Source organism: Segniliparus rotundus DSM 44985 (assembly GCF_000092825.1).
GTDB lineage: Bacteria > Actinomycetota > Actinomycetes > Mycobacteriales > Mycobacteriaceae > Segniliparus > Segniliparus rotundus.
Genome location: NC_014168.1, coordinates 538,477 through 558,970, shown reverse-complemented (window position 1 = coordinate 558,970; position 20,494 = coordinate 538,477). Strand labels below are relative to the sequence as shown.

The following is a 20,494-nucleotide window of genomic DNA, read 5'->3' as shown; positions in this document are numbered from 1 at the left end:
TTCACTCTACCGGCGGCAAAGCGCAGCGTTGCAGTTCGTATTTGGGAACCCGGTCGATCCGGTAGCCGGTGAGCCGCAATGCGTGTTTGAGGTTCTGTTTGAACCTGGCCCAGGTGAGCGGCGCGCGGTAGGAGTCGAGGAGCTGCGCGGTTTCGGGGCAGGTGAGCGCCTCGCGCGCCTCCCGCACCCATTGGGTGTCGAATTGGGCGGGCAGGTAGGGGTGGTCGTCGGCGCCGCCGGCGTCGGCGATGACCCAGTCGGGGAAGAGGAGTTTGTCGTGGCCGAGCCTGCCGTTCGGGATGCGCTCGGTGTGGGAGGCGAGGGGGTAGGCGAGGCCCATCTGGTCGAGCACCCGCACGCTGAGCGGCAGATTCATGCTGGACATGCCGAGGTTCAAGAAATACACGGTGGTCCGGTAGGGCTGGCCGCGCAACGGGGGGTCGGGAAGCGGGTCGACGACCCAGTCCGCGTCCCAGCCGGGGAGGAGCACGCCGCCGGAGGGATTCTCGGCGACCGCTTCGAGAAGCCCGTGCATTCTCGGGTAGTCGAGGTAGTCCTCGGCGAGGAGCGGATGGGCGTGGCCGGTGTTCGCCGAGTAGAACCGGCGCTCGTCGACGATGCCGTATTCGTTCACGGCGGTGGGGTCGCCCCGATGGGCGCCGAAGGCGGCGAAGAGCGCCCACCCGGCGACACCGGTCCAGAGCAGGGCCGGGACGGCTTGGGCGACGCTGCGCCGGGACAGGCTCTTAGGCAGCGCGACGGGCATGGCCATGAGGGGGAGCAGGGCGCAGAACAGGGGCGCGAGCAGCACCCGGCCGTGCATGAAGTCGCCGCCCTCGCGCATCCAATACACCATTTCGAGCACGCCGAAGGCGGACAGGACCCCTGCGATGACGGTTGCGCGTGTCGCCCAGTGGGCTTGGGCGCTGCCGTGCGCCTGGCCGACCCGGTCGCCGCCGAGGCCGGCGCGCAGCACGGCGACGAGCATTGCGACGATGAGCGCCACGGGCAGCCACAACCAGTACGGTCCGGCGAAATCGACGAGGTAATGCCATCCTTGGAGCCATTTCGAGCCGTTCGCGTCCTTCGCGATGGCCGGGGTCGGGACGAGAACGCCGTAGTAGCCCATCCGGAAGATCTGGTAGCCCACCGGCACGGCTCCAGCGGCCGCCGTGACGAGGAGCCGGTTCGGCCAACCGACTGGGGCGAGCGCCATGAGCAGGAGGACCGCGCCGCCGACGAGGGCGAGCTCGGGGCGCACGAGCGGGGCGAGCCCGGCGAAGAAGGCGATCAGGGCGAGCACGGGCCGCGGCGGCTTGTCGCCGCGTTCCCATATTTCGGACAGCCGCATGAGCGACCACCACAGCAGCCCGAGCCAGAAGAGGGACAGGGAGTTCTCGAGGCCGGAAGTCGCGAAGTCGCGCGCCGGGTCGGTCGCGATGTAGATCAGCGCCCCGGCGGGCAAAAGAACGCCTGGGCTGCGCCGCCACAGCCGCCGTGATCCTGCCGTCGCGAACAGCAGCCCCGCGGCGGCGAGGACGAGGGCGAGGCCCAGCACCAGGTATTCCAACCGCAGGCCGGTGAGCCAGGCGAGGGCGAAAACGAGGTAGGTCCACGCCGTGGAGGTGTTGGCCTCCACGCGCTCCCCCATGTTGAACACCGGCCCGTTGCCCGCCAACAGGTTGCGGACGGTGCGCAGCACGATCAGGCCGTCGTCCGCGATCCAGCGGTGCTCCCAGGCCCCGAACATGAACAGGGCTGTGGTCAGCGCCGAGGCGAGCCAAAACGTCCGGTCCTTGGCCCGGCTCCCCGTGGCCGCCGCGGTCGGCCTCGGCCTGGAGAATCGGTCAGACCACGAGAATCGCGACAACCATCACCCCGATCCAGGCGAGCGCGGACAGCTGGAGCACGCGGTCCGAGAAGGCGATTTCCTCCGGTTCCCCTGCGTCGCCGCCGTCCACATGCACTGCGTAGCGCAGCGTCGCGATCACGACCGGCACCATGGAGACCGCGTACCACACGCCGGCGTCGGCGGGGTGGCCGTTGAAGGCCCACAGGCCGTAGCTCAGCAGGGCGCTGGTCGCGGCCAAGGTCCACACAAACCTGACGTACGTGCTGGTGTAGCCTTCGAGCGACTTGCGGATCTTCGCTCCGGTCTCTTCGGCGACTTTGAGCTCCGCGTACCGTTTGCCCGCCGCCATGTACAGCGATCCGAAGGTCATCACCAGCAAGAACCATTGGGACAGTTCGATGTTCGCCGCCGAGCCGCCGCCGATGGCGCGGAGCAGGAACCCGGACGAGACGACGCAGATCTCCAGCACCGGCTGGTGCTTGAGCCCGAAACAGTAGGCGAGCTGCAAACAAAGGTAGATCGCCATCACGACGGCAAGGTGCCAGTTCGCGAGGAAGGAGATCGCGATCGAAGCCGCCATGAGGACCGCCGCTGCGGCGGCGGCGAGGGCGGGGGGGACCACGCCCGCTGCGATGGGACGGTTGCGCTTGACCGGGTGCGCACGGTCTGCCTCGACGTCCTTGATGTCGTTGACCAGGTACACCCCGGAAGCCGCGAGGCAGAACGCGGCGAACGCGATCAGGATCGGACCGAGGATGTCGGTGAAGCTCACGCCGGTTTTGCTGCCAAGGGCGGCCAGCGGGGCGGCGAGCACCAGGACGTTCTTCACCCACTGCTTCGGCCGCATGGCCTTGATCAGGCCGACGGCAGGGTTCGAACGGCTCGGGACCACGCTCGATCCCTGTTCGATGTCAGTCATGCTCCATCCTTCACGCCAAAAGTCTTCAGCCAGGTCTTTTCGCTTGTGAGCTCGGGCGCTGCGGCGCGGTAGCGTTTCGCGAGCGAACTGTAGTCGCGGGCGAGGCCGACGAATTCGCGGGCGAACTCTTTGGCGAGCCGGACCGCCTCCGCCCTGGAACGCTTGCGGTACACCACGCCAGATCCGCCGCCCACGGTGACGGTCACCCCGTCCACTTTCGACAGCATCCACCACCAGGCGTCCAGGGACGAGACGTTGGCCTGCGGGCGCTCATGGTGCTCCGGGTTCTCTTTGCTGAGCTGATGGGCGACGGCGGTGGCCATCCGCACAACCTTGCCGACGCGCCCGAGCGGTTTGCGGGTGCCCCCCATGTCGCGGCCGGACGGCAACGGCAGCTCGGTTGCGGAGGCGATGACGTGCGCGTCGGGGTAGTTCTTGCGCAGCGATTGGGCCTCGCCGAGGGCCTTGGGCAGCAGCCCGTGCAAGCCCTCAGGACCGGCTTTGAAGTCCCGGACGGCTTTGAGCTGCAACGCCAAGGTCGAGTACTCCATGGTGAGGGCGTGGAACAACGTCGCCTTCGCGAGGTGGAAATACAGGCCGAGACGGGAGCCGTCGTGGTGCAGCGCGGCGACGATGAGCCGGTTGCGCAAATGGAAGTACGACTGCCAGTCGATCCGGTCGTCTTTGTCCGCCCAGGCCATGTGCCAGATCGCGGCTCCGGGGAGGCCGACTGTGGGATAGCCCGCCTTGCGGGCGCGCAACGCGAGCTCCACATCGTCCCATTTGATGAAGAACGGCATCGGCAACCCGACGTCTTCGAGCACTTTGCGCGGGATGAGGCACAGCCACCAGCCGTTGAACTCCACGTCCACCCGCCGGTGCAGCTGCTTGGTCTGCAGGAGCGGGGTGCGGGCGAAGTCGTGGTCGTAGCGGGTGTTGGGGGCTTTCTCCCAAATGAGGCGCACACGGTCGAGCACTTCGCCCATCGAGTGCAGGTGCGAGCGCTCCTGCAGGTTGAGCATTTGGCCGCCGACAATGGTCGGGGTCTGCGCCCAACGCCCGAACGCGATGAGGCGCAGAATCGACTCGGGCTCCACGTCCACGTCGTCGTCCATGACCACGAAGCGCTCTGCTTTGGTCGTGGTGAGCGCCTCGTGCATCACGCGGGCGTAGCCGCCGGAGCCGCCGAGGTTTCCTTGGTGGTGCACCGTGAGGCGATCGCCCAACCGGGACGCGGCCTCGGCGAACCCCGGCTCGTCTTTGGCTTTCTTCGTCCCCTGGTCCACCATGACCACGGCCCCGACCCGCGCGTCGAGCACGGGGTCGCTGGTGAGGGCGAGGAGGGCCTGCACCGCGTCGGCGGGCCGGTTGAAGGTCGGAATGCCGATGGCGACTTTGCTCTGCTCCGGGCCACAGCCGCCCGGCGGTTCGGACGGGGAATGCCAGCTCGCCCGCTCCAAGACCACCGGTTCCTCTTCGGCGGTCACGTCGAACCACATCCAGCCGCCGTCCTCGAACGCGGTGAGCGGCAGCTCGAAGCGCAGGGTTTGCGCCTGGTCGCCGCCGCTGGTGACCGCGGATTCCAACAGGACCGGGGCCGCGTCGGATTTGGACCGATAGACCTGGACCCCGGCCCGGCCGCTGAGCTCGACCTGCAGCACCACCGAGCGAAGAGTCGTCCAGCGCCGCCAGTACGCGGCGGGGAAAGCGTTGAAGTAGGTGGCGAAAGAGACCTCGGTGTCCGGGCGCATGCGCAGCCGGGAACGGTCGATCGCGTGCGCCCTCGGCGTCGCGGAGTTGGGATGCTCCACATACAGCCTGCGCACCCCTGCGGACTCCCCCGCCCGAGGCAGGACGAGCCTTTGGAGGAGTGTTTCGTCTCGCACCCCACTCGCAGAACTCGTGGGGGGCGCCCCCACGCCGACAGGCGGGGTCTGCGCCGCCTGCTGTGCCGCTTCGGGCTGGCTCATACGGCCCCTCTCTGTGTCGCTGCCGTGCTCCGCGCGCCCGGCCAGGCCCCGGTGGCGAAGTACGGGCGCAGCTCGTTCTCAAACATCCGCATGGCGCTCGCGATGGCCATGTGCATGTCCAGGTACTGGTACGTGCCAAGGCGTCCGCCGAACAGGACCCTGCGCTCGGCGCCCTCACGTTTGGCGAGCTCTCGGTACACGGCGAGCTTGGCCCGGTCGGCCGGGGAGTTCACCGGGTAGTACGGCTCGTCGGCGCGGGCGGCGAAGCGCGAGAATTCGCGCATGACGACGGTTTTGCCCTTCGGGTAGTCCCGTTCCGGGTGGAAGTGGCGGAACTCGTGGATGCGCGTGTACGGGACGTCGAGGTCCGCGTAGTTCATCACGGCGGCGCCTTGGAAGTCGCCGACGTCGAGCACTTCGGTCTCGAAATCCAGGGTCCGCCACGACAATGCGCCCGCGGACCAGTGGAAGTAGCGGTCGAGCGGACCGGTGTACACCACTGGGGCCTGCGGGTTCTCCTCCCGAATCCGCTCGGCGACGTCGAAATAGTCCACGTCGGCGCGCACGTCGATGAGCGGGTGCTCGGCCATCTTGGTGAGCCACGCGGCGTAGCCGTCTTTCGGCAAGCCTTCGAAACGGTCGTTGAAGTACCTGGTGTCAAAGGTCAAGCGCACCGGCAGGCGGGTGATGATCTCCGCGGGAAGCTCTTTGGGGTCGGTCTGCCACTGCTTTGCGGTGTAGTCGCGCACGAACGCCTCGTAGAGCGGGCGGCCGATGAGCGAGACCGCCCTGTTCTCCAGGTTCTCGTCCGGGTCGCCGACCGCCTCGGCGGCTTGGGCGGCGACGAACGCCTTCGCCTCGGCCGGGGTGAAGGCCCGGCCGAAGAACTGGCAGAACAGGGCGAGGCCGAACGGCAGCGGATAGATCTGTCCGGCGTGTTTGGTGAACACGCGGTGCTGATAGTCGGTGAACTCCGTGAACCGCCGCACATAGTCCCAGACCGCGGTGTTCGAGGTGTGGAACAGGTGCGCCCCGTATTTGTGCACTTCGATCCCGGTTTCGGGTTCGGGCTCGGACCACGCGTTGCCGCCGAGGTGGGCGCGGCGCTCCAGCACGAGCACTCGTTTTCCCAGCTCCGACGCGGCGCGTTCCGCGACGGTGAGGCCGAAGAAGCCGGAGCCGACCACGACGAGATCGTACGAAGAAAGCGGGGCCACGGCTGACCAGGGTATCAGTATCATCAAGCAGATGGGCTTCGTCATGGACCGGTTGGACCCGCCGCCGCGGGCGCTCGAGCCAAAAACACCTGCGTGCGCTGCTCCCGCGGCGTCGCGCGCGTGCGGGCGCGCCGCGCCCTCGCGGCGCGAGCCCTCGGACAGCGCGCCTGGCAGCCGAGCCCATGGCAACTGACCAGCCCGCGCCCATCGGCCAGAAGGACCAGCAGCCTTTTCCGCTCGGCAAACTGGTCCTCCTTTCGCTGTGCATGCTGGTGGTCATCACAGTGGAAGTGGGCCCGGTCGGGGTCCTGCCGCACATCGCCGCCGATCTGCGGGTCCCGCAATCGCGCGCCGCGCTCCTCGTGAGCTGCTACGCGATCACGGTGGTCCTCGCTTCCGTCCCGGCGATCCGGCTGCTCGACCGTTTCGACCGCAGACAGGTGCTCATGCTTTCGATGAGCGCTTTCGCGGTGTCCACCGCGGCCTTGGCCGTCACCCGGAGCTTGCCGCTGGCCGTCGCCGCCCGAGTGATCGGCGGTTTCGGCCACGCGATCTTCTTCGGCGTCGGCATCGACATCACGCACCGCCTGAGCCCGGCGAAACGCATGGTGCCCGCTGTCGCGATTTTTTTCTCCGGCAATGTGCTCGCCCTCGCGCTCGCCGTGCCCGCCGTGGCGGCCGCGGGCGGCTCCGGCTGGCGGGGGACCTTCTTGGCCCTTGCGGGCAGCGCGGGAGCGTGCGTGGTCGCAGCCAGGCTGCTCCTGCCCGCCCTGCCGTCGGGGAAAGCCGACGCTCCCCCGCTCGCAGGAGGCGCCCGCAGACCGTTCTTCCCCTGGCCCGACCGCCCCGCCGCGACCGTGTGCCTTTTCGGCCTGGTGTGGCTCACCGGGCACTTTCTCGCGTTCACCCTGCTCCGAGCCGAACTGACCGCGGCGGGCTTCCCCGACCGATTGGCGCCGGCCCTGCTGATGGCGTACGGGATCGGCACGCTCGCCGGAACTGGGCTGGCCGGGGCCGTCGCGACGCACCGGCTGCGCGGCGCGATCGCGGTGGGATTCCTGCTGCTGTGCGGCGCGCAGCTCTGTCTGTGGTCGCTGCTCCCCTCGATGTGGCCGTCCTTCGCGGCGGCGGCGCTGTGGGGGATCGGCTTCGGCGCCATTCCCACGCTCAACTCGTCCGCGATACTGCATTACTCGCGGGTCTCGCCGGACATGACTGCCAGCATGCTGAGTTCCGCCTGCAACATAGGGATCAGCCTGGGCTCCTTCGCCTCAGGGCTGGTGTATCAAAACCTCGGCCACGACTCGGCCTTCCTGCTCGCCGCCGGGATCTTCGTCGTCGGCGCCCTTGCGACCCGCTCGCTGCACAAGGACGGGCCTCGCGAGGGGCTGGGGCTGACGCGAGGGGCTAGGGCAGAGGGGCCTGCGCAGGGGCCTCGGTGATGGACAGACCCACCGTGCGCGCCTTCCCGCGCAGGTCGGACGCGGCGACCATAGCCCGGCCGAACAGCCCGTACTTCTCCTTGACCGCCTGTTTCGCGCGCTCGGTGCCCGCCGCGTCCAGGATGGCCGCAGTGCCCTCGACCGTCGGCCCGAAAGGGTTTTTGCCCGTGCGGTCGCACGCCCGCAACGTCACCCTCGGATTGTTGCGGATGCGTTTGACCTTCCACGAGTCCGCCACCGTCCATATCAAGAGCTCGTCGCCGTCGCGGACCGCCCAAATCGGGAGCGGCTTGGGCGTGCCGTCTTTGCGGTATGTCGTGAGCAACACGTACTTCTCTGCTGCGATCTGGTCGAAGAGTGCGGTCATGGGCCCATGCTACGCGGCATTCGGCTACGCTTGGCGAGATGAGCATCTCACCATCGCTGGAACGTTCGGAGCGGAAAAAACTTCCCGCCGCAGTGGGCAAGGCGGTGCACGACCTCGACTTGGACCGGCGAGTCGCGGATTTCGGCGACAGCGTCGCCGAGCTGGCCGACCGGCTGCCCGCGCCCCTCGCAAGTTTTGTGGCGCCGGCGCTGCCCCCAAAGCGAAGCTTCCTCGCCAAACTGCTCGCCCCGTTCGGCCTCGACGGGGTCCTGCCGAGGTCGTGGCGGTTCGCGGGCAAAGCGCTGTCGTTGCCGTCCCGAACCCGCAAAGGCGAAATAGCCCCGGCTCTCGCCGAGCTCAGACACGAGTTCGAAGGGCTCGCGCAGCTCGCCGTGGACCTTCTGCCCGCCCCGCTGGCGGAGCTCACGCCCCTGCGCACCCCGGCGGGGGCGGCGGAGCCCGCCGGTTCATGGAACCTGGTGGCGATCACCGCGCCGCTCTTGGTCGCCGGCCCGTTGCACTTCCTCATCCCCAAGCAATTCGACCGCATCGTCCCGCCCAGCCTGCCCGGCTCGGCCAGGCTCTGGACATACCTGTCCGGCGTCGCCGAAATCGGCGTCGGGGCGCTCCTCGTCATCCCGCGCACCCGCAAGCTCGGCGGCCTCGCCGCCGCCGCGCTGTTCGCCGCCGTCTACCCGGCGAACGTGCAAATGGCCAAAGACTTCACCGGCAAAGGCGTCCTCCCCGAGGCGATCGCCTTCGGGCGGCTCCCGCTGCAATTCCCGCTTCTGTACGGAGCGCTGAAGATCGCTGTCACGGGCAAATAGCCCCGGCGGCGGCGCAGATCGCCCGACAGCGCCGCGAGCTCTTCAGCGCAGCAGCGCCGCGAGCTCTTCAGCTGTGTAGAGATCGTCGAAGGTCCTCGTCACCCCGGTGGCCACCTCGTGGACCGCGCCCGCGACCTGCGCGGCTCCGGTGAGCCGCTGCCACGCGAGCCGATACACCGACAACTGCGCCTTCGCCCTGCGGAGATCGGCCCGGCCGGTCTTCCAGTCCACCACCACATAACCGCCGCCTGGCTCGGCGAACACCGCGTCGATGCGCCCACGCACCAGCACCCCGTCGAGGTTGAGCTCGAACGGGGTCTCCACAGCCACCGGGCTGCGCGCGGCCCAGGGCGATTCGAGGAATTTCTGCCGCAATTTTTCGCTCGCGACCGCATCGTCGTCGTCCGCCGCGCCGGGCAGCTCGTCCAAACCGACAAGCTCCTCGGAGAGGTACCAGCGGCGCACCCATTCGTGGAAGCCGATCCCCGCCTGCGCCTCGGGCGCAGGCGGGCGGGGACCGCGCCGGGCGCGCTCGCGCTCGAACCCGGCGGGATCGACAGCGATGCCGACGACATCGCTGACGGTGAGCCCGGCCCGCTCGACTGATCGCGCCTCTGCCGCGGCGGCGCGTTCGGCGACAAGCGCGGCGGCGGCCTCATACAGCTCGGCGTCGGGGCCTTCTGGTCGCGGAAGCGGGACGGCGTCCGCCAACGCCGCCCGCACACGCTCCGCGCCCCGTTGCGTCTGGGCTCGACGACCGAGGAGGGGGTCCGGCGGCCACAGCGCGCCTTCTGATTCGCCGGACGCAGGACGCATGTGGTCGAGCGCGGGCGATTCGGCCCACATGTCGGGCGAGCCGCCTGCGGCGACGAGGGCGTCGCGCCACTCGACGAGAAAGGCTGAGGGGCCGAGCGCGCGCTCGGCCCCTTCGGCCAGCCAATGGCCGGAGAGCAGCAGGGTCTGCTTGGCGCGGGTCACCGCCACATACGCGAGCCGGCGCTCCTCCTCACCAGCGAGCTCCTTGGCCGCCTCGCGCTCCGCGCGCAGCATCTCTTGCAGCTCCGCCCGGTCCTGCGACGAGGTCAACGGGCCGAGGTCCTCGGGCGGCAACTCGGCGAGGGCGCCGATCCAGGTGGAGCGGGCCCGGCCCGTCGGGAACACTCCTGCGCAGAGGTGCGCGACCGCGACGACGTCCCATTCCAGGCCTTTGGCCGCGTGGACCGTCAACACCTGCACCTTGCGGGGGTCGGGGGCGACCTCGCCGACCGGCAGCCCGCGCTCGACCGTCTCGGCGAGGCGCACATAGCCGACGAGGCCCGCGAGGCTCGCCGAGCCGCCGAGCAGCTCGGCGGCTTTGGCGTGCTCTGCGACGACCGACGCGAAGGCCGAGAGCCGTTCTTTCGCCTGCGCGTCCGCTTCGACGGCAAGCCCGGTCACGCGCTCCACCAAGGTCACGAACTCCGGCAGCGGTCGGGCGAGCTGTCCGCGCAAGCGGTCGAGTTCGCCTGCGAGCAGGGCGAGGCGCGCGTATCCGGCGGCGGAGTACCGCCCTTGGTCGCCCAAATCCGCGAGGGCGTCGCCCAACCCGGCACGTTCAGACCCGTCGTCGGCGAGCACGGCGGTGAGCTGTTCGACCAGCTCGGCAGGATCGCGGGGGGCGAGCGGCCGCGCCCGCCCAGGTCCTAGCTCCTGCGCCCGTTGCGCCAGCGCGGCGAGGTCGCGGGCTCCGATCCGCCACCTCGGGCTCGTGAGCACCTGCAACGCCGCGGCGGAGGCTCCGGGGTCGGCGATCAGCTCCAACATCGCCACGAGTTCGGCGACCTGCGGGGTGGCGAGCAACCCGCCCAACCCGATCACCTGCGCCTCAAGGCCCGCCGCCGTGAGAGCCTCGGCGACCGGCACCGCGTCGGCGTTGCGGCGGACCAGCACCGCCATGGAAGGCCTCGTCGGCGAGGTCTGTGCCGCGTGGCGCAGACGCTCCGCGATCCAGGCCCGTTCGGCGGCCGCGTCGTCGAACAGCGCCACCCGCACCTCGCCGGCGGGCGCGTCGGGGCGGGCGGCGAGTTCGGGGACGGCGATCCCGGCGCGGCGCAGCGGCGCGGCGGTGAGGTTCGCGAGGTCGAGCACCGACGCGGGGTTGCGCCAACTTGTCATGAGCGTAAGCGCCTCAGGTGCTCCGAAGTCGGCTTGGAAGGCTGCGAGGTTGCCCGAGGACGCGCCGCGCCAGGCGTAAATGGCCTGGTGCGGGTCGCCGACCGCGGTCACTGCTGCCCCGTTCGCCCCGCCGCCCCGCGCTGCCCCGCCGATGCGGGGCGGGCCGAACAGCGCGCGCAGCAGTATCCGTTGGGCATGGCCGGTGTCCTGGTACTCGTCGAGCAGCACCACTCGGTGCGCCGCGCACTCCTCGGCGCGGACCTGGGGGAATCGCTGCGCGAGTTCGGCGGCGCGCGCTGTCTGCGTCGCGAAGTCCACCGCCCCGCTCGAACGCAACCGGTCCTGCATCCGCGCGACCACGCCCAGCAGTTCCGCCCGAGCCTGCTGCACGGCCACGGCTTCGCGCAATTCGAGCGAGGGCTCGGCGCGCTGCCTCGGCCCTTTCGGCAATGTCCGCACCAGTCTCGCGAGCTCCTCGGCGGCGGCGAGGACCCGGTCCGGAGCGGCGAGCTGCTCCGCCATCCGCCTGCCCAACGCGGTGACCGCCTCCGCGACGCCTGCGACGCCCCTGTCCACCGAGAGCAACGACTCCCAGTTCGCGACCGTCTCGTACGCCAACTGCCACATCCCTGCTTCGGACAACACGACCCGCCCGCCCGCCGCGGCTTCGGTCGCGCTTGCCCCCAGGAGCAAGCCCCAACGCGAGACCAGCTCCCCCGCATAGGCGTCATATGTCATCACCTGGGGCTCGGAGTTCTCCAAAAGCTCCCCGAGGCGCCCGGTGGGGTCGACGCGCTCCAGGAGCGGCGAAGCCGCGAAGCCCGCGAGCCGCGCGCGGACCCGGGCGAGCATGCCCCGCGCGGCGGATCTCGTGAAGGTCAGGCCGAGCACGTGTTCCGGCTCCACCAGGCCGTTGGCGATCAACCACACCACCCGGGCCGCGACGGTCTCGGTCTTGCCCGACCCGGCCCCGGCGAGCACCGCGGACGATGCGAGCGGCGCCCCGATCACCTGCTCTTGCTCCTCGCTCGGCACAGGCGCGCCGATCGCTTGGGCGAGCAATCTCGGACCGATCATCGCGCCCCGCCCGCCGCGCCGGCGAGCGGAGCCCCCGGCGCGCTTTGCAGGGCCGGGCAGCACCGCCGCCCCGGACAGCTGCCGCAATGCTGGTTCGGCCGGGCGCGGAACTGCGGGCCTGCCGCCGCCGCGGCGGCCTCGCGGATCGTGCTGTTCCACTGGGCGGCCTCTTCTTCGGTGAGGGCGGGCTGCTCGCGCTCGGCAGCGCCCGTCTCCTGCCGCAGGGCGCCGAGGTAGACGAGTTTGCCACCCGCCACCGGCTCGTCTCGCGCCATGCGGACGACAAGCTGGTAACAGGCCAATTGGGGGTCCTCTCGAACCGACGCGGCGCTCCGGGGCGTCGCAGCGGTCTTCAAGTCCACGATCACCAGCTCGCCGCGCGCTGTCCTCTCCAGACGGTCGATCCTCCCGCGCAGCGTCACCCCGGAAACGCTCATCTCCACGGGAATCTCGACTCCGACCTGGGTCAATTCGCCGCGTGAGGCGTTGCGCCACGCCATGAACGCGGCGAAGAGGCGCGCGAGCTGTTCCCGTCGCCGTTGCGCGGCCCACGGCGGGCGGGCGCTGCGCTCGTCCGCCGCGCGTGCCGCTGCGTCGAGCGCGGCCTGCAACTCGTCCTCAGGGAAGCGGTCCGCCACCGAGGCCAGCAGGTGCACGGCTGTGCCGATGGCAGCGGCCTCGCCCGGAGCAGCAGGCATTGCCCTCTCGAAGAGCCAGCGCAACGGGCAATCGAGCAACTGCTGGACCCGAGAAGGGCTCAGCGTCAGAGAGCCGTCCTTGGCGAGCGGTTCGCTTGTGGAGACCTCGGCGAGTCCGTGCCAGCTCTTGGGATGGGCGCCGATCACCCCGGCCTGGGCCAACGCGGCGAGGGCGGCGGCAGCGCGCTGCGCCCTGTGCTGGTCTGCCCCGCAGGCGAGGGCGCGCAGCTCGGCAACGACGCCCGCCGAGCTCCACGGGGTCGCCGGAGCCGGTGGGGGCGCCGCGGCGGCGCGCTCTGCCGGGCCGTGCTCCTGCGTTCGCAGGGCCAACGGGGCCAACGGGGCCAAGAAACGGGACGGGACCAAATCGCCTTCGCCTTCCACTGCTGTGACCAGCAGCTGCTCCCGAGCGCGCGAGCAAGCGAGATAGAGCAGCCTGCGCTCCTGCGCAAGCACTTGTTTGCGCGCGTCCAGCTTGGCTTCTGCCGGAGTCCCCGCCAGCGCGGCAGCGAGCTCGTCCACGCCGAGCAAGGAACTGGACTCAGAAAACCCGGGCCACAGCCCCTCCTGCACCCCGCAGACGACCACGACGTCCCATTCCTGTCCGGCGGCGGCGTGCGCGGAGAGCAAGGTCACCGCATCCGAGCCGCCCCCGTCGCCCAGCGTTGCGGACACGGGCAGCCGTTCGCGCTCGACCCGCTCCGCGAACCGCGCCAGCTCGGCCGCGGCGTCGGCCGCGTCGGCGGCGCGCTGCGCTCGCGCGGCGGCGAACAGCGCGCGCACCGCCGCGAAATCGCCTTCGGGCAGACGCTCCTCCAGTCCGCTCGCCGACCACGCGGCCCATAGGACGGTCTCGACCGTCGGAGCTGGAGCGCCGAGCGCCTCGCAGGCCGCCCGCCACACCCGACGCAGGCGCAGCACTGGCTCGGGCACATCGTGTTCTCGTGCTCCGAGGACAAGTTCGGCGAGAAGGTCGAGCGACGGGCGGTCCGGCTCCTGAGCGCGCAGAAGCCTGCGCAGGGAGCGCGCTTGGGCAACAGAGGCCCCGGCGATCGGCGAGACCAACAGCTCCAACGCTGTTGCGGGCTCCAACGCCTTGCGCGCGAGCGCTTTGAGCAGGGAGAGCAACGCCGACACAGCCGTGTTCGCCGCGAGCGGGCCGCTCATCGCCGCAAGGCGCAACGGCACGTCCGCGAGGGCGGCCGCGCGTGCGAGCGACGGCTCCAACACGGGAACAGAACGGACCAGAACCGCCATGCGCGACCACGGGACCTGATCGCGGGCGTGCGCCCGGCACAACGCCTCGACCACGCCCTCGGCTTGGGCCGCGACGGTGGGGTACAGCCGCGTCTGCGCCTCCCCCGCCGACTCGCGGCAGGTCGCGACCTGCGGCGCGGAGCGCGGCGCGACCGCGGCGACCAGCTGCGCCACCGAAGACGACAACCGCTGGCTCGGGCCCAGGCGCAACTGCTCGGCTTCGCGCCACAAGCCAGGGCCGGTTTGCGCGCCTTGGAACCAGAACACCGACTGGTCCGGGTCCACGGTGCAGACCGCGAGATCGGCGCGGCGCGCGGCGAGGCTGCTCAACCGGGCCGCCTGGGGGTCGAAATGCTGGGCGTCGTCGACGAACACCACGAACCGGGAACCCGGCTTGCCGAGCGGGTGCAACAGCAGGTCCGGGTCTTCGGCCACCGCGTCGAGCGCGGCGCCCAGCAGCTCCGCCGCGTCGAGCGCGCCGGGGCTCGCGGCCGGGTCGGCCATGCCGACCGCGCCGCGCAGCGTCATCACCTGTTCGTATTCCCGCCAGGTGCGCCCCGCCGCGACCCATTCCGGGCGGGCGCGCGCCGTGCCGAGCGCGATCAGTCCTTCCGGCCCGTGCCCGTGCTGTGCCGCGCGCTGGAAAACTGAACGCAGCTGGGCGGTGAATTCCATCGAGCCGAGCGCCGCGCGCAACGGCTCGGGCCAGCGAGCGGCCTGATCGATGGCCAGCTCGCGCAATGTCGCGTCCTGCTCCGCCGCCGGAATCAGCCGGGGCGGCGGATTCCCCGAGGCCCTCGCGCGCGCTTCGAGCAGCGCGAAGGCGTACGAATGGGTGGTTCGCACCAGCGGTTTGGCCAACGCCAGCTGGGGGCTGGCCCGCAGCAGCCTGCCGTGGATCTGGGCCCGGAGCCGGTCCGCGGCCGCGCGGTTCGAGGTGAGCACCACCGTGACCGTGCCCGGTTGCGGGGCCCAATGACACGCCAAATCCACGACCAGCCTCGTTTTGCCAGATCCGGGCCCGCCTCGGACCATGAACGGCCCTCGGCGGCCCGAAGCCAGATCCTGGAACAATCGGGCTGGCTCCTCGAATAGCTGGCGCGGGCTCATCCTGTCCATCTCAACACGGTTTCCATTGCAACATCGAACTCTGACAACTATCGCGCACACGAGCGACGAGCGTGAATGTGATGTAGGATTCCATGGAATAGTTCTTCCGAGTATCGAGACGCAGAGCACACTGCTTTCGCGCCCCGCGCCCCGATGCCGCCAGCGGCAGAATAATCCACACCCCTGGCGCGGAAACGGACGGAAACGAGACAGAGAGGAAGCGGGCCGATGGAGTTCGTCGAACTCTTCGACTACCCGATCACCCCAGGCCGGGTCACCCATTGGATGGCACACGCCGAAACCGTGATGCGCGACTGGCCGGTGGACCCCCGACCCGCCTCCTTCGTCCACGAAGCGCACCTGCGCGCGTACACGCTCGCGAAGTGCGAGACGCGGGAATCGTGGATCGGCACCGCCTTGGAGTTCGAGGGCGAGCTGGACCACGCGGCCTTCGCCCGCACCCTGCGCCTCTGGGCGGACCGCCATGAAGTGCTGCGCTCCCAAGTCGAGCTCGTCGACCTGTCGCACCCGCAGACCTCGCCGCTCATCCGCCGCACCCTCCCCGAGGGCGCGGCGGATTTCGTTCCCATCGACGTCGGCGATTTGCATTCGGCGACAGCCGTGCACCGCGAGCTCAGCCAACAATTCGACACCATCGCCTCGCCGTCGCGCTGGCCCGGCTACGTGTTCTCCACCCTTGAGCGCGACGATGGCACGTTCACCGTGCTGTTCGTCGCCGACCACAGCCTTTTGGACGGGTACTCCATCTACCTGCTCGGCAACGAGCTGGTGCAGCTGTACCGCCAGGTGCTCGTCGAGGCCCCGGACTTCACCCCGGAGCCCGCCGGGGACAAGGACTCGTACGTCGACTTCTCGGCCGAGGAACGCGTGGCCGCGCAGGCGGTGGGCCCCGAGCACCCCGCCGTGCGCGCCTGGGACGCGGTCCTCAAGGACGGCGGCGCGGTGACCTTCCCGCTGCCGTTGGAGGACATGCGGTCGCACCGGGGCAAAGTGGCGCAGCGCGGGTACATGTCGTGGCTCTTGGACTCGCAGCTGAGCGAAGATTTCTCCGAAGCCTGCAAGGCCGCCGGGGGCAACTACCAGGCAGGCATCATCGCCGCTTTGGCGTTGAGCACGAAACTCACTTCGGACCGAGAGCAGTTCAGCGCCGTCATGCCGTTCCACACCCGCAACCATCCCCGCTGGGCGGAATCCCTCGGCTGGTTCGTCGGGGTCGCGCCGATGACCGTGGACTTGCGCATGTCCGACTCGTTCTCCTCGGCGCTCCCGCTCGCGCAGCAGACGCAGCAAACCGGCAGGCTCATCGCCTCAGTCCCCTACGCGCGGGTCCGCGAGCTGCTGGGCCCCACGCGGGACAACTCCTTCCTCGTGTCCTTCATCAACGGCTTCGCCATTCCTGGCATCGACCAATGGCAAGAATGGCGCCTGCGCGGCCTGCGGAGCAAGAACTACTCCGACGACGAGGTCGCGCTGTTCTTCAACCGGTCTCCGAGCGGCCTCGTGCTCTGCGGCAGGTACCCGAACACCGAAACCGCCAGCCGCAACGTCCATAAATATCTCTCGACGTTCCGCAGGATCGTCGTCAGCGTCGCCGAGACCGGGGAGTTCGCGCTTTCCGGTCAGAAACTCGCCGCTCGCGCGGAGCGGCTGCGCCAGCCCGCGTGAGCGGCGAGTTTCGTTAGAAAACCGCAATCTCTCTCTGTGAACTGGGCTTTCTGGGCTGGAAAAAACGCAGATGAGCACACTGCCGCTCGGCGGTAGTGCTACCGTCGTGAAACACACGGTTCCACATGGCAGACTGTGTTTCCAACGTGCAAAGCACCGAGCACCTGAGACGATGCGAGGACACCACCGAGTGAATCAGCCAGCAAAAGGAGTCCACGACGGCGCCGACACCGCTGTGTCGCGTGCGCGTCCGACCGAGCAGCACGGCATCCAGACGCCGGTGAACCTTTGGCAGCCGCCCGCGGGCAAAATCTGGGAGTGGCGGGTCTCGGCCCCGGCCGCTTCGTCAGGTCCGGGCGCGCCGGTCAGCGCGGTGCCCGCCTCCTACATCCAAGAACGCCACATCCGCCGCGCGGCGGCGAACGCCCAACTGCCCACGCCGCCCCCCGCGGTGTGGGAGGCGGTCTCCGTCGATTTCGAGGCTCCACTCGACCGCGAAGCCCTTGGCGAAGTGTGGCAGCAATTCCTGAAACGACACGACAGCCTGCGCTCTTGGTTCGAAGTGCAGGAGGTCGCGGCGATCGGCAACGCCGGACAGGCGATTTCCAAAGTGGTCCGGCACGAAGTCGACCCCGCGACGCTCACCTGGGAGCTGGTCGAGGGCCCGACATTCGAAACGAGCGCGCAAGTGCGCGACCACCTCGTCTCGCGCTTCGACGCGAACACCTCCCCTTTGCGCTGGCCGGCGCTGGTGTTCGCCGCTGTCGAGCACGCGGGCGGCTTTCACGCGGTCTACGCCGAGGACCACAGCTTCTGCGACGGGTACAGCAACCTCATCGCCATAGTCGAAATCAAGTCGCTGTACGCGTCGATCGCCGAGGACGAGCCCTTGATGCTGCCTGATCCCGGCAGCCAGCTCGAAGCAGCGCGGGAAGAACGCGAGCGTCTCGCGTCGCTCACCATCGAATCCCCCGAGACGCAACGGTGGATCGAGTACTACCACACGCTCGGCGGGCAGCTGCAGAAGTTCCCCCTGCCCCTGGGCGGGGAAGCGGACCAGCCGGGCGGGAAAGTGCTCGCTTTTGAGCTGCTCACCGAGGCTGAGGCCGAGGTCCTGCACCAATACTGCAAGCAGCGCGGCGGCAGTTTCACCGCTGGCCTGTACGCCGCGTTCGCGGCCACGAACTACGAGCTCGGCGGCATCGACCAGTTCAATATGCTGCGGGCGGTGGCGACTCGCGACGACGAACGGTACACCTACACGCACGGCTGGTTCATCAACACGATCCCGGTGGTGTTCGACTTGCGGGGCGCGGACGACTTCGCGGACCTCGTGCCGCGCGCTCGCGAGGCGATGACCGCGACCAAGGACCTCACCTCGGTGCCGATCCAACGCGTCATCGACCTCGTCGCCGAGGCGACCGGCGCGGCGGACTCGACCGGCATCCCGTTCCAGCCGCCGCCGATGATCTCGTTCATCGACGTGCGGCTGTTCCCGAAGTGGCTGGCCACGAAGGAAACCTCGTACCACAAGATCGTGCAGCCGGTGCCGCCCACCACGACGGTGTTCAATTGGCTCAACCGGTACCACGACGTGCTCGAGCTCATTGTGTACTTCCCCGGCAACCCCATCGCGGAAGCCTCCATCCGCAAATACGTGGAGCATCTGCGAGGCGTGTTCCTCGATGTGGTGCGAACGGGCGGCCACGCCATCGCGCAACTGTCGCACGCCTAACCCGACGACGGTCCCCTGTATGCTGGTCACAACGATCGACCTGGTCAGATTGGATCCGGGCGGCTACCTTCAATGGCATTCGCCGCCGCAGCCCCTTGGCCCGGTTTCTGACATCCCGCCGTCGGCGAACCAGGGCTTTCACCTCAACGCGGTGCTCCTGGGCCGCGAAGGAGCCAAAAATGGCAGCGACGGCTGGTTGGCGGTGACGTTCGACGTGCCGGGCAGGATCCGGCCCGACTCGCTCACCGAGTCCTTCGCCGCGCTGATGCGCAGACATGAGAGCCTGCGCTGTTCTTTCGAGGCGGTGGACGGGAACATCATTCGGCGGGTCCATCCAGCCAGCGCCGTCGCGCTCGTCGCCCCGGACGCGGCGCTTCCGATGGCTTCTGCCGACGAGCTCAGCGCGACGCTCCGGCAAAAGCTTCGCTCGGTGTGCGATCCGACCCGATTTCCCGCCGCGCTCTTCGCCGCCGTCGACCGCCCGGAAACGAGCACCGTGATCTGCGGTTTCGATCACAGCGCGGTGGACGCGCTCTCATTGGCGATCATTGCCCGCGAAGTGCGCGCGGACTATTTGGCACGGGTCGCGGGCGAACCAGCGCCGACGTTGCCCGAGGTCGGCAGCTTTCTCGACTACTGCGCGTATGAGACCGGGCAGCCGCCGCTGCCGCAGGACCACCCTGGTCTGACCATCTGGCGGCAGTTCCTCACCTCGCAAAAAGGACTGTTCCCCAGTTTCCCCTTGGACCTCGGGGTGCGGCCAGGGGAGATCGAGCCGCAACGCACTGTCGTGCGCGAACTGCTGGACGAGAACGGCGCAGAGAGATTCGAAACGTTCTGCCACAGCCACGAAGGCAGCCTCTACTCCGGCGAATTGACCGCGCTCGCCGGGGCCGTGCGGGATTTGGGCGGGCCTGAGCGCATCGCGACGCTCACCCCCATGCGCATCCTGCTGCGTCCTGAGTGGGAGGAGGCAGTGGGCTGGTTCGTCACCAACATTCCGCTGGTGTTCCGTTGCGGGACCGATTTCGCCGACGGCGTGCGGCAGAACCGGCTGGCCTTCCGCGAAGCGCTGCCAGCGGCCCAGGTGCCGATGGGGCAGGTGCTCTCGGGCCGGGCCGGGGCGTTCGAGCTCGTCCGCAGAGACGTGTCCATGGTGAGCCATATCGACTATCGCAAAGTGTTCGCCGCGTCCGCCGCCGACACCGAGCGGCGCACAACGCATATCAGCAACACGACCGTCGCGGACGACGCGCAGTTCTGGTTCTCCCGCACGAGCCAAGGGCTGTGGCTGCGCATCCGCCATCCGGACACCGCCGTCGCGCGCGAGACTGTCGGGCGGCTGTGCCAAAGGCTCGAAGCGATCTTGCGGGAACAGTGTTGAGCCGACCGGCGCGCGCGTGCGCTTCAGACGTTGGGGCGCGGCTCAGCGAGGCCCTCCCGGTATCGGCGCACGACAAGCTGCACCACTTTGGGATGTGTCCCCAGTGGCCCGGCTCTGCCTTTCGCCTGCGGGGCGAGGTCGATGAGCTTGCGTGAGAAAAGGCCGTCGGCGAGCAGATACTGCGCGATGAAAACGGGGCCGGGGAGGCTGGGGACCACCTGGGCGATCCGGGGAGAGCCTTGGCCGATCGTGCCCAGCAGCACGCTCGCGCCGAGCACGGCCTCCAGTTGGCGCAGCGTTGTCTGGTTCTCCGCCTGCGCTGCTGGATCGTTGCTGCCGGCGACCGCAAGCACCACTTGGCCCTCGCCCGCCCAACCCGCTTGCGTGAGCCGTTCGGCCATCACCTCGGCAAGCGCGACGTCCGGGCCAAGCGCAGGGGCGGTCACTGTGTCGGAGCGGCCGCTGCGCCGCACCTGCTCAGGCAGGTCGATCCGAACGTGATAGCCGCTGGCGAGGAAGGCCGGAACGATCACGACGGGTCCGGGCAGTTCGCGCAGCGCGTCCTCGGGGGTGGGGCCGATCACGTCCACATAGGCGAGCCGCACCTGTGCGTCCGGCAACAGCTGGGCCACTTTGTCCCGCAAGTCCTCGAACATGGCCACGCCTTCAGCGCACCGCGTGCCATGCGCGACAAGCAGGAGGGAGGCTTGGTCGGGCGGCACAGCATCACCCTACCCCGGCCGGGGCGCGGACGACGCGCGGATCGTCCTGCGGCCACAAGAACCGGCTAGGGTGGCGG

At 69.4% G+C, this 20,494-nt stretch carries 13 protein-coding genes; 5 read left to right on the top strand and 8 right to left on the bottom strand.

The features are described from left to right. Position 1 precedes the first annotated feature (1 nt). From SROT_RS02885 to glf, 4 genes are read right to left on the bottom strand one after another with little or no spacing between them, the layout of a single operon-like run. Positions 2–1,870 carry an arabinofuranosyltransferase AftB family protein gene (locus SROT_RS02885; protein WP_013137510.1) on the bottom strand — a complete coding sequence of 623 codons (1,869 nt, stop codon included), beginning with the start codon at positions 1,868–1,870 and terminating at the stop codon, positions 2–4. Beyond that, on the bottom strand, positions 1,848–2,771 hold the full coding sequence (locus SROT_RS02880) for a decaprenyl-phosphate phosphoribosyltransferase (RefSeq protein ID WP_013137509.1): 924 nt from the start codon (positions 2,769–2,771) through the stop codon (positions 1,848–1,850). The genes SROT_RS02885 and SROT_RS02880 overlap by 23 nt, the downstream gene beginning before the upstream one ends. After that, on the bottom strand, positions 2,768–4,741 hold the full coding sequence (locus tag SROT_RS02875) for a glycosyltransferase (protein ID WP_013137508.1): 1,974 nt from the start codon (positions 4,739–4,741) through the stop codon (positions 2,768–2,770). Before SROT_RS02875 ends, SROT_RS02880 begins: the two co-directional genes overlap by 4 nt. Further along, positions 4,738–5,982, bottom strand: coding sequence for a UDP-galactopyranose mutase (gene glf / locus SROT_RS02870; protein ID WP_049773270.1), 1,245 nt, complete (start codon positions 5,980–5,982; stop codon positions 4,738–4,740). Before glf ends, SROT_RS02875 begins: the two co-directional genes overlap by 4 nt. A gap of 158 nt (positions 5,983–6,140) precedes the next feature. Here glf and SROT_RS02865 point away from each other — a divergent pair, with 158 nt between their 5' ends. Continuing rightward, positions 6,141–7,400, top strand: coding sequence for an MFS transporter (locus tag SROT_RS02865; protein WP_013137506.1), 1,260 nt, complete (start codon positions 6,141–6,143; stop codon positions 7,398–7,400). Here the strand turns inward: SROT_RS02865 and SROT_RS02860 are convergent. Beyond that, on the bottom strand, positions 7,366–7,767 hold the full coding sequence (locus SROT_RS02860; RefSeq protein WP_013137505.1) for a PPOX class F420-dependent oxidoreductase: 402 nt from the start codon (positions 7,765–7,767) through the stop codon (positions 7,366–7,368). The genes SROT_RS02865 and SROT_RS02860 overlap by 35 nt on opposite strands. A gap of 38 nt (positions 7,768–7,805) precedes the next feature. Here SROT_RS02860 and SROT_RS16975 point away from each other — a divergent pair, with 38 nt between their 5' ends. Then, positions 7,806–8,594, top strand: coding sequence for a DoxX family protein (locus SROT_RS16975; protein ID WP_013137504.1), 789 nt, complete (start codon positions 7,806–7,808; stop codon positions 8,592–8,594). 42 nt (positions 8,595–8,636) lie between these two features. On the opposite strand, the gene SROT_RS02850 is transcribed toward SROT_RS16975, so the two are convergent. Both SROT_RS02850 and SROT_RS02845 read right to left on the bottom strand, forming a co-directional pair. Next, positions 8,637–11,825, bottom strand: a complete 3,189-nt coding sequence (locus tag SROT_RS02850; RefSeq protein ID WP_013137503.1) for an ATP-dependent helicase — start codon at positions 11,823–11,825, stop codon at positions 8,637–8,639. Continuing rightward, entirely contained in the window at positions 11,822–14,890 is a 3,069-nt protein-coding gene (locus SROT_RS02845; protein WP_187288057.1) for an ATP-dependent DNA helicase, read from the bottom strand. The genes SROT_RS02850 and SROT_RS02845 overlap by 4 nt, the downstream gene beginning before the upstream one ends. A gap of 228 nt (positions 14,891–15,118) precedes the next feature. Here SROT_RS02845 and SROT_RS02840 point away from each other — a divergent pair, with 228 nt between their 5' ends. The 3 genes from SROT_RS02840 (at position 15,119) to SROT_RS02830 (ending at position 19,695) form a co-directional block, all read left to right on the top strand. Further along, complete coding sequence (locus SROT_RS02840) at positions 15,119–16,576, top strand: condensation domain-containing protein (protein WP_013137501.1); 1,458 nt, start codon at positions 15,119–15,121, stop codon at positions 16,574–16,576. 190 nt (positions 16,577–16,766) lie between these two features. Then, a complete protein-coding gene (locus SROT_RS02835; RefSeq protein ID WP_013137500.1) occupies positions 16,767–18,311 on the top strand; it encodes a condensation domain-containing protein in 1,545 nt (514 codons plus the stop codon). Between the two features lie 19 nt (positions 18,312–18,330). Continuing rightward, positions 18,331–19,695, top strand: coding sequence for a condensation domain-containing protein (locus SROT_RS02830; RefSeq protein ID WP_013137499.1), 1,365 nt, complete (start codon positions 18,331–18,333; stop codon positions 19,693–19,695). Positions 19,696–19,718: 23 nt separating this feature from the next. On the opposite strand, the gene SROT_RS02825 is transcribed toward SROT_RS02830, so the two are convergent. Beyond that, the gene (locus SROT_RS02825) at positions 19,719–20,417 is read right to left on the bottom strand and encodes a sirohydrochlorin chelatase (protein WP_013137498.1); all 699 of its coding nucleotides are present in this window, start codon (positions 20,415–20,417) and stop codon (positions 19,719–19,721) included. Positions 20,418–20,494 lie beyond the last annotated feature (77 nt).

What these genes read in the sequence shown, in the direction of transcription:
- SROT_RS02880 (WP_013137509.1), bottom strand. Translation starts at nt 2,771, where the DNA reads ATGACTGACATCGAACAGGGATCGAGCGTGGTCCCGAGCCGTTCGAAC.
- SROT_RS02875 (WP_013137508.1), bottom strand. Translation starts at nt 4,741, where the DNA reads ATGAGCCAGCCCGAAGCGGCACAGCAGGCGGCGCAGACCCCGCCTGTC.
- glf (WP_049773270.1), bottom strand. Translation starts at nt 5,982, where the DNA reads ATGATACTGATACCCTGGTCAGCCGTGGCCCCGCTTTCTTCGTACGAT.
- SROT_RS02865 (WP_013137506.1), top strand. Translation starts at nt 6,141, where the DNA reads ATGGCAACTGACCAGCCCGCGCCCATCGGCCAGAAGGACCAGCAGCCT.
- SROT_RS02860 (WP_013137505.1), bottom strand. Translation starts at nt 7,767, where the DNA reads ATGACCGCACTCTTCGACCAGATCGCAGCAGAGAAGTACGTGTTGCTC.
- SROT_RS16975 (WP_013137504.1), top strand. Translation starts at nt 7,806, where the DNA reads ATGAGCATCTCACCATCGCTGGAACGTTCGGAGCGGAAAAAACTTCCC.
- SROT_RS02850 (WP_013137503.1), bottom strand. Translation starts at nt 11,825, where the DNA reads ATGATCGGTCCGAGATTGCTCGCCCAAGCGATCGGCGCGCCTGTGCCG.
- SROT_RS02845 (WP_187288057.1), bottom strand. Translation starts at nt 14,890, where the DNA reads ATGAGCCCGCGCCAGCTATTCGAGGAGCCAGCCCGATTGTTCCAGGAT.
- SROT_RS02840 (WP_013137501.1), top strand. Translation starts at nt 15,119, where the DNA reads ATGGAGTTCGTCGAACTCTTCGACTACCCGATCACCCCAGGCCGGGTC.
- SROT_RS02830 (WP_013137499.1), top strand. Translation starts at nt 18,331, where the DNA reads ATGCTGGTCACAACGATCGACCTGGTCAGATTGGATCCGGGCGGCTAC.